Source organism: Streptomyces sp. NPDC006476, from assembly GCF_040612015.1.
GTDB lineage: Bacteria > Actinomycetota > Actinomycetes > Streptomycetales > Streptomycetaceae > Streptomyces > Streptomyces griseorubiginosus_B.
The window spans coordinates 1-12,393 of the sequence record NZ_JBEXPK010000040.1; the positions used below are offsets into that span (position 1 = coordinate 1).

Annotated in this window: 7 protein-coding genes and 1 pseudogene; 3 read left to right on the forward strand and 5 right to left on the reverse strand. The window is 69.2% G+C overall.

All coding sequences use genetic code 11. The features are described from left to right. Positions 1–329: pseudogene (locus ABZZ74_RS34785) on the forward strand (amino acid transporter); the annotation flags it as partial. 59 nt (positions 330–388) lie between these two features. Here ABZZ74_RS34785 and ABZZ74_RS34790 read toward each other — a convergent pair. The 5 genes from ABZZ74_RS34790 to ABZZ74_RS34810 all read right to left on the reverse strand — a co-directional run bounded on the left by ABZZ74_RS34790 (position 389) and on the right by ABZZ74_RS34810 (position 8,788). After that, complete coding sequence (locus ABZZ74_RS34790; protein ID WP_356771878.1) at positions 389–2,692, reverse strand: PQQ-binding-like beta-propeller repeat protein; 2,304 nt, start codon at positions 2,690–2,692, stop codon at positions 389–391. Positions 2,693–3,018: 326 nt separating this feature from the next. After that, positions 3,019–5,037, reverse strand: a complete 2,019-nt coding sequence (locus ABZZ74_RS34795; protein WP_356771880.1) for a putative Ig domain-containing protein — start codon at positions 5,035–5,037, stop codon at positions 3,019–3,021. 188 nt (positions 5,038–5,225) lie between these two features. Then, positions 5,226–6,776 (reverse strand): long-chain fatty acid--CoA ligase, encoded by a 1,551-nt coding sequence (locus tag ABZZ74_RS34800; protein WP_356771882.1) that lies wholly within the window; start codon positions 6,774–6,776, stop codon positions 5,226–5,228. A 43-nt stretch (positions 6,777–6,819) separates the two neighbouring features. Further along, entirely contained in the window at positions 6,820–7,941 is a 1,122-nt protein-coding gene (locus ABZZ74_RS34805; RefSeq protein WP_356771884.1) for a DUF5938 domain-containing protein, read from the reverse strand. A 43-nt stretch (positions 7,942–7,984) separates the two neighbouring features. Then, positions 7,985–8,788 (reverse strand): SDR family NAD(P)-dependent oxidoreductase, encoded by an 804-nt coding sequence (locus ABZZ74_RS34810; protein WP_356771886.1) that lies wholly within the window; start codon positions 8,786–8,788, stop codon positions 7,985–7,987. A gap of 217 nt (positions 8,789–9,005) precedes the next feature. Between ABZZ74_RS34810 and ABZZ74_RS34815 the strand changes: the two genes are divergently transcribed. Next, a complete protein-coding gene (locus tag ABZZ74_RS34815; protein ID WP_356771888.1) occupies positions 9,006–9,641 on the forward strand; it encodes a TetR/AcrR family transcriptional regulator in 636 nt (211 codons plus the stop codon). 463 nt (positions 9,642–10,104) lie between these two features. Then, positions 10,105–12,369 carry a M4 family metallopeptidase gene (locus ABZZ74_RS34820; protein WP_356771890.1) on the forward strand — a complete coding sequence of 755 codons (2,265 nt, stop codon included), beginning with the start codon at positions 10,105–10,107 and terminating at the stop codon, positions 12,367–12,369. Positions 12,370–12,393: the final 24 nt, after the last annotated feature.

The window sequence follows — 12,393 nt, forward strand, 5'->3', positions numbered from 1 at the left end:
CCGTCTTCCAGTTCCTGCTCAACTCCTCCGGCGCGATCGCCCTGTTCGTGTGGCTGGTGATCTGCTTCTCGCAGCTGCGGATGCGCAGGATCATCCAGCGGGAGTCGCCGGAGAAGCTCGTTGTGCGGATGTGGCTCTACCCCTACCTGACCTGGGCCACGATCGCCCTGATCACCTTCGTGCTGGGCTACATGCTGACCGACACGGCGGATGGCGGCGGACGCGACCAGGTGGTCCTGTCCACGCTGGTGGCGCTCGGCGTGGTGGCCTTCGCACTGGTCCGCCAGCGGGCGAGCCGCAAGCGGGACAAGCTGGTCACGTCGCCCTAGCAACCCTCTGCGCGATGGCCCCGGGTACGGCGGCACCGTACCCGGGGCCGACGCTGCTGTCAGGCGCTCGGCAGTCCGTAGACGCGGTCGTAGTGGTGAGCCACCAGATGGCCGGCTCGGTCGCAGGAGATCTGCCAGCCGTTGATGCCGGTGTCCCGGCCGTCCGTGAAGTTCCACCGCAGGCGGCCGGTGGCGGCGTCGATGGCGAAGAAACCTTTCTTGTTCTCCAGGGCGGCGGCGTAGACGGCCGGCTGTCCGACGGCGATGGAATGGTCGCCGTCGAGTGGGGGAGTCGCGCAGAACCAGCGCCGTGAGCCGTTCGCCGCGTTGAACGCGTAGACGCCGTGGGGGTCGTTGCCGATGACGTAGACGGTGTTGCCGCCCGTTCCGAGGGAGGTGAACAAGCCCCGCTCGGGTTTCGCGCGCCAGCGGAGCCTGCCGGTACCGAGCTCCAGGGCGATGAGCTCGGAGCCGATGGCGAAGACGGTCTGGCCGAGTACGGCGATACCTGGCCGCAGGTCGTAGCCGACCGGGTGCCGCCACCGCAGCGAGCCGGCGTCGCGGGTGCTGCGGACGGAGACGTTGCGCAGGCCGTCGGCGTAGACGAAGTAGTCGGAGGTGACGACCGGTTGAAGGGGGATGCCGACGTCTTCCGGGCTGATCGGTATGACTTCCGCCTGGCGGGCCTGGAGGTCGACGGCGAAGACCGCGTCGGTGGAGGTCGCGACGCCCTGTTCCGTCGACTGGCGCTCCAGCCGAGCGCCGAGTACGGAGAGGGTGGAGCCTTCGTAGGTGCCCAGCAGTTGGTCGAACTGGAAGTCCGTGCCGAAGTCGAGGGTGAACCGCTCGGTCCCGTTGGTCGGATCGACGCCGATCACGGTGGCGCCCGTGCCGAGCGCGACGGCGGCGCCGTCGGTCAGCAGGACGGGAGTGGGCGAGAGGCTGATGCCCTGGTAGATCCACTTGGGGTGGGAGCCGTCGTGGAGGTCGAGGCAGATCACGGCGCCCGGGCGGGCCTTGAGCAGGGCGGTGCCGTCGTTGAAGACCGCCGGGGTCTGCAGCAACGGGGCGCTGGCGTAGACCCAGTTCGGCTCGGGCGCGGAGACGATGGAAGACGCGGAGCGGGTGCGGGGCTTCCTCCGCACGGCGACGAGTGCGGTGGCCCCTCCGGCCACCGCCAGGCCGGCGGCGGCAGCGAGCATCGAGCGCCGGGAGAGACCGGAGTGCGTGCGGGAGCGACGGTGCGCACGCGAGGGCGGGGCCTCCGGGGCCGGCTTCTCGGACGGGTCGGACTGCTCCGGTGTCGTCAGGCCGACGAAGTTCGCCTCTGCCCGGGGCGTCACGGCGACTTGGGACTCTGCGCTGTCCTGCGGTTCACCACTCCCGCAATCGGTCTCACCAGCTCGGCGGACGCCGTTCGCTCCGGTCCTGCTCCGGGCGAGGTCGGTGGTGATCGGCGCGGCGGCCGGTGTCGGCACGAGATCCATGGCGGCGGCCTGATAGCGAGCCACGGTCGCCGCCACCGCAGCGGGCAGCCAGGCCTCGGTCAGCAGTTGTTCGACGCCGCCCGGAGCGCACGCCGCGGAGAGTCGGTCGGGTGTGATGCGCAGGGCGGGATCCTTGGCCAGGCAGAGCCCGATGATCTTCTCGAGCGGTTCCGGCACGCCGGTCAGGTCGGGCCAGCCGTGGACCACCTGGTAAAGGAGAGTCGCTGCAGCGGCGCCGCTGAACGGTGGGCGCCCGCACGCGGCGAAGGCCAGTACCGAGCCGAGACAGAAGACGTCGCCCTCCGCTCCCATCGGATCTCCGGTCGCCTGTTCCGGGCACATGTACTCCAGGGAGCCGAACACGCCTCCGGTGGCCGTGAGTTGGTAGCCGTCGCGGGCGCGGACGATGCCGAAGTCGATGACGCGTGGTCCGTCGGCGGCGAGCAGCACGTTGGAGGGTTTGAGATCACGGTGCACCAGGCCCTGGGCGTGCACCGCGCTGAGCGCCTCGGCCATGCCGGCGCCGAGGGCGAGAACCGTCTCCACCGGTAGCGGCCCGTGTTCGGCGATCGCCTCGGCCAAGGTGGGGCCGGGGATGTAGGTGGTGGCGAGCCACGGCGTTTCCGCGTCCGGAGCGGCGTCCACCACGGATGCGGTGTAGGTGCCGCCGACAGCCGCCGCGGCCGCCACCTCGCGCCGGAAACGGATGCGGAAGTTCTTGTCCTCCGCCATCTCGGGGCGGATGACCTTGACCGCGACGGCGTGGCCGGCCGGCGACGTGGCCAGGTAGACGCGGCCCATTCCGCCCGCTCCGAGCCGGGCCACGAGGCGGTAGGGGCCCAGCTGTTCGGGATCTTCTGGGCGCAGTGGCTTCATACCCGCGGCTGCCTGTTCTTGGTGGTGGCAGACGGGAGTCCCGCCCGCTGGTGGGGGAGAGGCCCGGAAGGGTCTGGCAACACAGTAGACGCTGGAGTGACGGCTGAGGTTTATCTCGACAGCCGCTCTCCGCTACCCGGAAGTAGCTGACCAGCCCCTTCTCCCCTTCATACAGGCCTGTTTGACGAGACGTCATGTCGCTGGTGACACGTGCCTGTACTGCGGGAACAGTGCGCGATACGCAACAGCGATGCTGTGTGATGCCTGTATACGACAAAGACCTCCGATGTGTTGAAGCTCACCTGTTCCGTCCGGGGCGTGGCTTTTCAGTGCACCGTCAGAGTGGTGTCGTCAAGGGCGAAGTCGGTTGCCGCGGCCTTGGAGGTGACCGTGTAGGCGAGGGTCACGGTTCTTCCGGCGTAGGCCGACAGGTCGTGGGTGTGCTGTTGATAGGTCTGGGTGGCGTCTTTGTTGGAGTACGTGGCCAGGGTGGCGAGGACGGTCCCGGTCTGGTTCAGGACGCGGACCTGCAGGGTGTCTTTGGCGGCGTCGGTCGGGGCGAGCTCGGTGACGGGCCGAAGCCAGTAGCTGAGCGTGACGGTCGGGCAGTCGCGGGGGACAGCGATGGTCTGACGCAGGGTGCGGGCGTTCTGGGAGGCGGCCAGGTGGTCGTACAGGCTGACGTAGTGACCCGAGTGGGCGGGGAGGTCGCTGGTGGTGTCGGTGAGGAACCAGGGTGACTGCCCGGTCCAGGGCGGGTAGTCGGGCAGTTCGAAGCCGGGATTGCCGACTATCTGGCCCGGGTAGCACCCTTCGGCGGTGGTGATCCGCCAGGTGAAGGAGGCGGCGCCGAACGCTCCGGCGGAGTCCTGCGCCGTGACGGTGACGCCCCAGGTGCCCCAGGTGGTGGGTGTGCCGGAGATCAGGCCGGTCGTGGGGTTGAGTGACACTCCGGGGGGCAGTCCCGAGGCGGTGTAGGTGAGGGTGCGCCCAGAGACGGAGTCGCTGCCCTGTGCCTGGAGGGACACGGGACTGCCGGTGCGGGTGTTCTGGTCGGGGGGCACGGTCACGGTGACGATGGTGCCGTCGGTGGTCACCGCGCCGGAGAGGGCGGACACACCGGCCGGCGTGCCGAGCCCGGTGGGGCCGTCGTATCCCGTCGCCGCAGTGCAGAAGTACTCGGTGTCGTCGTCGCAGAAGCCGTTCTCGCCGGAGGTCACGTCGTTGAACGCGGCGGGGTGGGCGTAGGGGTAGGAGGCGGGCAGGGAGCCGGGGCGCGGGGGGCCGGCCAGCGCGTAGGCGGCGGCGACCAGGGGGGAGGAGGCGCTTGTGCCTCCGGCCACGAACCAGTTGCCGGATGGGTCGTCCTGGTAGCTGTCGTAGATGGCGACGCCGTTGTCGGGGTCGGCGACAGCGGAGACGTCGTTGAGCATCCGGCGTGGACAGCCGGGGTCGGACTGCCAGGAGGGCTTGGGCTCCTGGCTGGAGCAGCCCGAGCCGGTGCCGCTGGTGTAGTTGAGGAAGTCGCCCCAGACGGTTTCGGACCAGCCGCGGCTGCTGGAGTCCTTGAGAAGTGTGGTGCCGCCGACCGCAGTCACGAAGGGCGAGGCGGCGGGGTATTCGGTGCCGTAGTCGTCGTCGCCGGCGGCGGCGGTCACCACGACGCCGGGGTGGTGGAAGTAGGCGGTGTCGTCGGCGAGTTCGCTCTGGTCCTCGTCGCCGCCGTAGCTGTTGGACACGTAGCCCGCACCCTTGTCGACGGCGGTGTTCACGGCCGCACCGAGGTCCTCGATGCTGTTGCTGTCCGACTCCACCAGCAGGATGCGGCACTTGGGGCAGGCGGCAGAGACCATGTCCAGGTCGAGGGAGATCTCCATGGCCCACTCGTCCTCGGCCTCGGGGAAAGCGTTTCCGCCTCGTTGGTCGACCTTGGTGAAGCAGCCGGACGCCTCGGTGCACGGCGGCAGCCCGTACTGGGCGCGGTAGGCGGAGAGGTCCTCGGCGGCGTTGGGGTCGTCGTAGGCGTCGACCACGGCCACCGTTCGGCCCGCGCCGGCCGTGGCCGAGGGCAGCTTGTAGGCGTTCTGCAGATCGGCGGGGCCGTAACCGAAGGGCGTGTCCTCGGCGGCCGCCGCCCGCGCTGTCGTGGCCCCGCCCGCCGCCCTCGTCCGGACGAACGCGAGACACGAGACGTGGCCGAGGTCAGGGTTCGGGCAAACCCGCATCGACCCGGAGGCCGGTAATCGGGTTGGTGATCCGGTATCCGATTCGGCCTGGTGCGGCGACAGCGCCGCCGTGACCAGCACCAGTACAAGGAACACGACACTGCGCAATCCGCGTGCCATGAGCCCCCCTCGGCCTGTCAGCATGGCATGGGCATTGCAACACAATGTCGTCGTCGACGAAACCCCGCCTCACACCCCCGGCACCACGAGGTCGCGGAGCGCGGCTCGTGGATGCCCGGCCGGGGACTCGCTGGGGCGGGTGCGCACCGCGGGTGCCGATCTCTGCCACACCCACCGTGGCAGTCCTGTCAGTCGGATGCGGTCCCGAGCAGCTGGGATCGGACCTCGTTCTTGAGGACCTTGCCCACTTTGGAGCGGGGAAGGTCGGGCCACACCTCGACCTGTTTGGGAGCCTTGACGCTCCCGATCCGGGCCCTGACGAAGTCGCGTATGCCGGCACTGGTCACGCTCGCCGCGTTCGCTTCGGTGTGGAGCTGGACGACGGCGGTCACACGCTCGCCCCACTTGTCGTCCGGCAGTCCGATGACCGCGCAGTCCTGGACGGCGGGGTGTTCCATCACCGCCTGTTCCACCTCGGCGGAGTAGATGTTGAAACCACCACTGATGATCATGTCCTTGGCGCGGTCGACGATGAACAGGTAGTTGTCGGCGTCGAGGTAGCCGATGTCCCCGGTGTGGTGCCAGCCGTGTCGGGACGCTTCCTGGGTGGCGGAGGGGTTCTTGTAGTAGCCCGCCATCACGAGTGAGCCACGCACGACGATCTCACCGCGTTCGCCGGGCGGCAGCAGTGTCCCCGCGGCGTCCATGATGGCGACGGTCACCAGCGGTGAGGGCCGGCCGGCTGAGGCGAAACGCTCCACGGCGAGGGAGCCGTCGGAGCGGAGGTGGTCCTCCGGGGCCATGGTCGAGATCATCATGGGTGCCTCGGATTGGCCGAAGAGCTGTGCCATGACCGGGCCGATCCGTTCGATGGCCTCCTCCAGCCGGGCCGCCGACATCGGGGCGGCGCCGTACCAGAGGCAGCGCAGTGAGGTCAGGTCGGTGGCGGGCAGGTTCGCATGGGCGAGGAGCATGTAGATGAGCGTCGGCGGCAGGAATGTGTGCGTGACACGGTGCCGTTCGAGGAGTACGAGGAACTCGGCGAGGTCCGGCGTGGGCATGATGACGATCTCGCCGCCCAGCGTCATGACGGGGAAGCACAGGACCCCGGCGGCATGGGTCAGTGGGGCCAGCGCCAGGTAGACCGGCCGGGGGTCGAAGGGGTAACTCATCAGCGTCAGCGCCGACATGGTCTCGATGTTCCGGTCGGTCAGCATCACACCCTTGGGTCGACCCGTGGTGCCGCCCGTGCCGACGAGCATGACGGTGTCGCCGGCCGGTGCCGCCTCCCACGGACCGCCGGGCAGGCCGTCCAGCCAGGCAAGGAGGGAGGTCGCGAAGGCCGGGGAGCCGTCGAGGCAGACCAGCGTGGTCAGCTTCGGCAGGTCGGGCAGGATCTTCGCGACCAGAGGGGCGTACGCCTCCTGGAAGATCAGGCAGACGCAGTCGAAGAGATCCAGCAACTCCCGGTTCTCGGCGGCCTCGTTGCGCGGGTTGACGGGGCACCACACCGCGCCCGCCCTGGAGATGCCGAACACACAGGAGAAGGCGGTGGGGTCGTTGGCAGACAGCACCGCCACCTTGTCCCCGGGCCGTACGCCCGACCGGTCCAGTGCCCGGGCCACCTGCCAGGACAGTTCCTGCACCTCGCCATAGGTGAGGGTGTGGCCCCCCGTGGTGAGACAGGGGGCGTCGGGTCCCAGGGAGGTGCCCTTGTCCAGATAGTCGGTCAGACGCACGGCGTCATCCCCGTTTCTCCGAGTCCATTGCGGGGTCCGGGAATCAGCTGTGGACGGTGAGGACCGGGTCGAGCACGAGCCCGAACGCCTTGAGCACACCAAGCAGTTCACGGTGGCCGAACGCCTGGCAGGCCGAGGCCAGGCCGACCCGCCGCGGCGGCTGCTGCAGCAACGAATGGGCGGCGTACGCTTGCAGGAGCCCGGTCTGCTTGTAGTTGCTGTTGCCGTGGATCACACAGTGGGCACGTCCCAGCGGGCCCGAGGCGTGGACGGAGTCCACGGAGGTGTTGATGCGCGGGTTCTCCCGGGGCGGCATGCCCGCCTGCACCGAGGCGGCCACCTCGGCGAGGGCGGCGTCCTGCTGGTCAGCGGGCAGGGTCTTGATCTGCGACTCGACCATCTTGACCGTCTCCACCACGCCCTGCATGACGGCGCGGTCCGTGACTCCGCCGAGGACCTTGCAGGTCGAGACCCTGGGGTCGTTCTTGAACCACACGGGGTGGAGGGTGCCGCCCCATGGCAGGGCGAGAGCCGTCTCATGCTGCCCGGGGACGGCGACCTCGAGGGCGGTGAGCGGGTCCCACTGGCGGTACTGGTTCTCCTCCAGGTAGTACCAGTCGGCCTTGAGGATGGTGAAGATCGTCTGGGTCGAGGCGTAGGTGGGGAAGCCCTTCCAGAGCACCAGGATGTCGAGGGTGTCCAGGCCGGGGGTCTCCAGGCAGATGTTGGCGGCGATCTCGCCGGTGGTGTACATCTGCGCGACGCCGGGGGACAGGAGCAGTCCCTTCTCGGCGTAGTCGTCGGCCCATCGTGTCTGGGCGTCGATGACCCAGTCCTGTTCGCCCGTGGTGTCGAGATAGTGGCAGCCGGCGGCGAGGGCGGCCTCGACGACCTCCGGCCCGTACTTGATGAACGGGCCGACCATGTTGCTCACCACCTTGGCGCCGCGGAAGAGCTCCGTCAGCGGTCCGACCGCGTGCTCGACCTCGACGACCTCGTGCTCGACGGTGTCGATGCCGGGGACCTTGTCGAGGACTTCCTGGATACGGGCCTTGTCGCGTCCGGCGGCGATGAAGGGGATGTTGTACTCGCGGAGGTATTCGCAGACCAGACGGCCGGTGTAGCCGGAGGCGCCGTAGACGACGACGGGCTTGCTGTTGCTCATGAGGGATCGGCCTTTCGTACGTGGAGGTGCTGGGGGAAGCCCGTCACATGCCCATGCCGCCGTCGACCGGCAGACCGGCTCCGGTGATGAAGCGGGCGCCGTCGGAGGCGAGGAAGACCACGGCGTCGGCCATGTCGGCCACCTCGCCGAGCCGGCCCAGCGGGGTCTGACCGATCACTTCGCCGACCGCCGCCTCGGCGCTGGGGAAGAGCCCGAGAGTCTCCATGTCCGCGGCGAGCCGGGCGCCCATCTCGGTCGGTACCAGGCCGGGATAGACGCAGTTCACGCGCACGCCGTAACCGAGCTTGCCCGACTCCAGCGCGGCGACCCGGGTCAGCCGGTCCACGGCCGACTTCGTCGCGGAGTAGCCCGAGATGCCGGGAAAGGCGATGGTCGCCGCGACCGAAGCGATGTTGACCACCGCGCCGCCGGCGCCGGCCGGACCGCCGGGGCGCATCGCCCGGAAGGCGTGCTTGATGCCGAGGGCCGTCCCGAGGACGTTCACCTCCAGCATGCGGCGGACGTCGGCCGGATCCAGGTCGACGACCAGGGCGGAGATCTCGATCCCGGCGTTGTTGACGACGATGTCCAGGCCGCCGAGTTCGCCGACCGTCTGTGAGACCGCCGATTCCCAGCTCGCGTCCTCGGTCACGTCGAGGTGGACGAAACCGGCGGTGGCGCCGGACGCCCGGAGGGAGTCGGCTGTCGCCTTGCCGGTCTCCTCCTGGATGTCGCCGATGACCACGGCGGCGCCGGCCCGGGCCAGTGCCTCCGCCATCCCCGCACCCAGTCCTCGGGCTCCGCCGGTCACCAGCGCCCTGCGCCCGGTCAGGTCGTACACGCTCATGGAACATCTCCTCATCGAGATGGCTGTGTGCCGGCTGCGTGCCGTGCACCGTCAGCGTCGAACACGTCTTGACACTCGTCAAGACTTTCTTGGACGACTGTCAAGATTTTTCTGGACGAGTGTCCAGGGGAGCACTGGGTGCGGGCCGTCCGCCGCGGTAGCCTGGGGCCGAGTCCGCAGGGTGCGGGCCATCGGAAGGGCGGACGGAAGGCTCACCGTGACCCAGACCCTGGGCAAGAACCAGGACCGGATCTCCCGGCGCCAGGTCGACAAGTTCGCCCAACGGCGGGCGCAGCTGGCGGCATCCGCGCTGCAGACCCTGTCCGAACTCGGCTATGCCCGCACGAGCATGCGCGAGATCGCGCAGAACTCCGAGTTCTCCCATGGCGTCCTGCACTACTACTTCCGCGACAAGGTGGAACTGATCACCTTCTGCGTGCGGCAGTACAAGGCCGAGTGCGTCACCCGCTATGACCAGATCGTCGTCACCGCGGGCACGGCCGAGGAGCTCAAAGAGGGCTTCGCCGAGGCGATGGCCGGCACCCTGCGCGAGGACGCGCCGATGCACCGGCTCTGGTACGACCTGCGCAACCAGAGCCTGTTCGAGGAGTCGTTCCGGGAGGACGTACTCGCCATAGACCAGAGCCTGGAGCGCATGATCTGGCGCATCGTCGGCCTCTATGCGGAGTTGGCCGGTGGGGCGCCGGCGGTGCCGTCTCCCACGGCGTACGCCGTGTTCGACGGCGTGTTCCAACAGGCGCTGCTGGGACATCTGGGCGGCCGCGAGAGCGCCGCGGACGACCTGAGGACGAGCGTCACGCTGCTTCTGGAGCAGCTGGTGCCGTCGGCCTGAGCGCGTCGGGTCGGCCGACTTCGGCAACACGCGTCGTGCGCCGCCTGCCTCGGTGTCGTGCTGGAGGGCCGACGTGACGGAGCCCGGTGGAGGGGCGACCGACTGCGCGCAGGATGGGAGCCGGGGTCGGACGGTCCGGTCTGACCTCGGGCACCCGTCCTCGCCGTAGCGGCACGCGGGGGGCGCGGCCGAAAACCGGCGTCGTCCCTTCCGATTTGCCAGATCTCCATGACCATTTCCAGCCGTTTGCTTGACCGGCGCATGACAGTATCGGGTCTGCGGTGTCAGCCTTCTGCAGGACGTTCACCGTTCCTTGACAGATTCACCACGCGGTGAACCCGCAGCACCACTCCCACCCCCCACCTCCTTCCACCCGCATGCCGTGCAGCCTCCAGACCGGCGTCCTCTGCCGCTCCGTGCCGCCCGCGGCCCACCACGGGCCGTCATATCGAAGGAGAACCCGTTGTCCCCGCAAGATCGCAGCTTTGCCCGGCGCAGACGCGCCGCCCTCGCTCTCACCTCCCTGGGGTCCCTGCTCGCCCTGGCCCTGCCCGGCCTCGCCACCGCCGCCCCGGCCGATCCGGGCCCCGCGAAGATCACCGCCAAGCCCCGCGCCGGTGCCCAGCCGGCATCCCTGACGCCTGCCCGCCGCGCCGCTCTGCTGAAGACCGCCCAGTCCGCGGCAGTCGACACGGCACGGCACATAGGCCTCGGCGTCAAGGAGAAGCTCCTCGTCAAGGACGTCGTCAAGGACGCCGACGGCACCACGCACACCCGTTACGAGCGCACCTACGCCGGCCTGCCCGTCCTCGGCGGCGATCTCGTCGTCCACGACAGCAGCGGTCGTATCACCGTCACCAAGGCGAGCCGGGCGGCCCTCACTGTGCCCTCGCTGAGCCCGACGATCCGTTCGGCCGTCGCCGCCGACAAGGCCGAAGCGGCTTCCCAGCACGCCCGGGTCAAGGGCTCCAAGGTGGAGCGCAAGCCCCGCCTGGTGATCTGGGCAGGCTCCGGAAAGCCCGTCCTGGCCTGGGAGAGCGTCGTCGCCGGCGTGCAACGGGACGGCACCCCCAGCGAGTTGCAGGTCGTCACCGACGCCACCACCGGAAAACAGCTCCTGGCCGACGAGAAGGTGGACACCGGCACCGGCACCGGCGAGTACGTCGGCACGGTCCCGTTGGGCACGACCCAGTCGGGATCGACGTACCAGCTCGTCGACCCCGACCGCGCGGGGCACAAGACGTATGACCTCAACCAGGGCACATCGGGCACCGGCACCCTCTTCACGGACGACAACGATGTCTGGGGCAATGGACTGCCCTCGAACCGTCAGACCGCAGGCGTCGACGTGGCGTTCGGCGCCGCGGCCACCTGGGACTACTACAAGGAGACGTACGGCCGCAACGGCATCCGCAACGACGGTGTCGCCGCCTACAGCCGTGCCCACTACGGAAGCAACTACGTCAACGCCTTCTGGCAGGACTCCTGCTTCTGCATGACCTACGGCGACGGAGAGGGCAACACCCACCCGCTGACTGCCCTGGACGTCGCGGCCCACGAGATGAGCCACGGTGTCACCGCCGCCACCGCGGGCCTGAACTACTCCGGCGAGTCCGGCGGCCTCAACGAGGCGACCTCCGACATCTTCGCCGCCGCCGTGGAGTTCTACGAGAACCTCCCGGCCGACCCCGGCGACTACCTGGTGGGCGAGAAGATCGACATCAACGGCGACGGCACCCCGCTGCGGTACATGGACAAGCCCTCCAAGGACGGTGCCTCCGCCGACATTTGGAGCCCCTCACTCGGCGGCCTCGACGTCCACTACTCCTCGGGCCCCGCCAACCACTTCTTCTACCTGCTCTCCGAGGGCAGCGGCGCCAAGACCGTCAACGGCGTCTCCTACGACAGTCCGACCTACGACGGTCAGCCGGTCACCGGCATCGGCATCCAGAACGCCGCCGCCATCTGGTATCGCGCCCTGACGACGTACATGACCTCGACCACCGACTACGCCGGCGCCCGCACCGCCACCCTGTCAGCCGCCGCCGACCTCTACGGCGCCTACAGCCCGACCTACCTCGCCGTCGCCGACGCCTGGGCGGCGATCAACGTCGGCAACCGCATCGCCCTCGGAGTCAACCTCGCCCCGGTCGCCGACCAGACCAGCGGTATCGGCCAGGCGGTCAGCCTCCAGCTGGACGCCTACACCACCAACTCCGGAGCCTCTCTGACCTATGAGGCCACCGGGCTGCCCGACGGCCTGAGCATCAGCCCGAGCGGTCTCATCACCGGCACGCCGACCACCCTCGGCACCGGCGATGTCACCGTCAAGGTCACGGACAGCACGGGTGCGTCCGTCTCGAAGACCTTCAGCTGGCGGATCGCCTACGTCTACGCCAACTCCACCCGCGTGGACATCCCGGACAACGGACCCGCCGTGGAGTCACCGGTGACCATCACCGGCCGCGACGGCAACGCCTCCGCGACCACCTCCGTCTACGTCAACATCGTCCACACCTACCGCGGTGACCTGACCGTCGACCTGGTCGGTCCGAACGGCACCGTCTACTCCCTGCTCAACCGCAGCGGCGGCTCCGCCGACAACGTCGACCAGACCTTCACCGTCGACGCCTCCGCGCAGCCGCTCAACGGCACGTGGAAGCTGCGCGTGCAGGACCGGGCATCCATCGACGTCGGATACATCGCCCGCTGGCAACTGACGCCCTGACCCCCCTGACCCACGACCGACACA

Excerpts from the sequence above, each read along its gene's own strand:
- ABZZ74_RS34790 (WP_356771878.1), bottom strand. The coding sequence starts at position 2,692 with ATGAAGCCACTGCGCCCAGAAGATCCCGAACAGCTGGGCCCCTACCGC.
- ABZZ74_RS34810 (WP_356771886.1), bottom strand. The coding sequence starts at position 8,788 with ATGAGCGTGTACGACCTGACCGGGCGCAGGGCGCTGGTGACCGGCGGA.
- ABZZ74_RS34795 (WP_356771880.1), bottom strand. The coding sequence starts at position 5,037 with ATGGCACGCGGATTGCGCAGTGTCGTGTTCCTTGTACTGGTGCTGGTC.
- ABZZ74_RS34805 (WP_356771884.1), bottom strand. The coding sequence starts at position 7,941 with ATGAGCAACAGCAAGCCCGTCGTCGTCTACGGCGCCTCCGGCTACACC.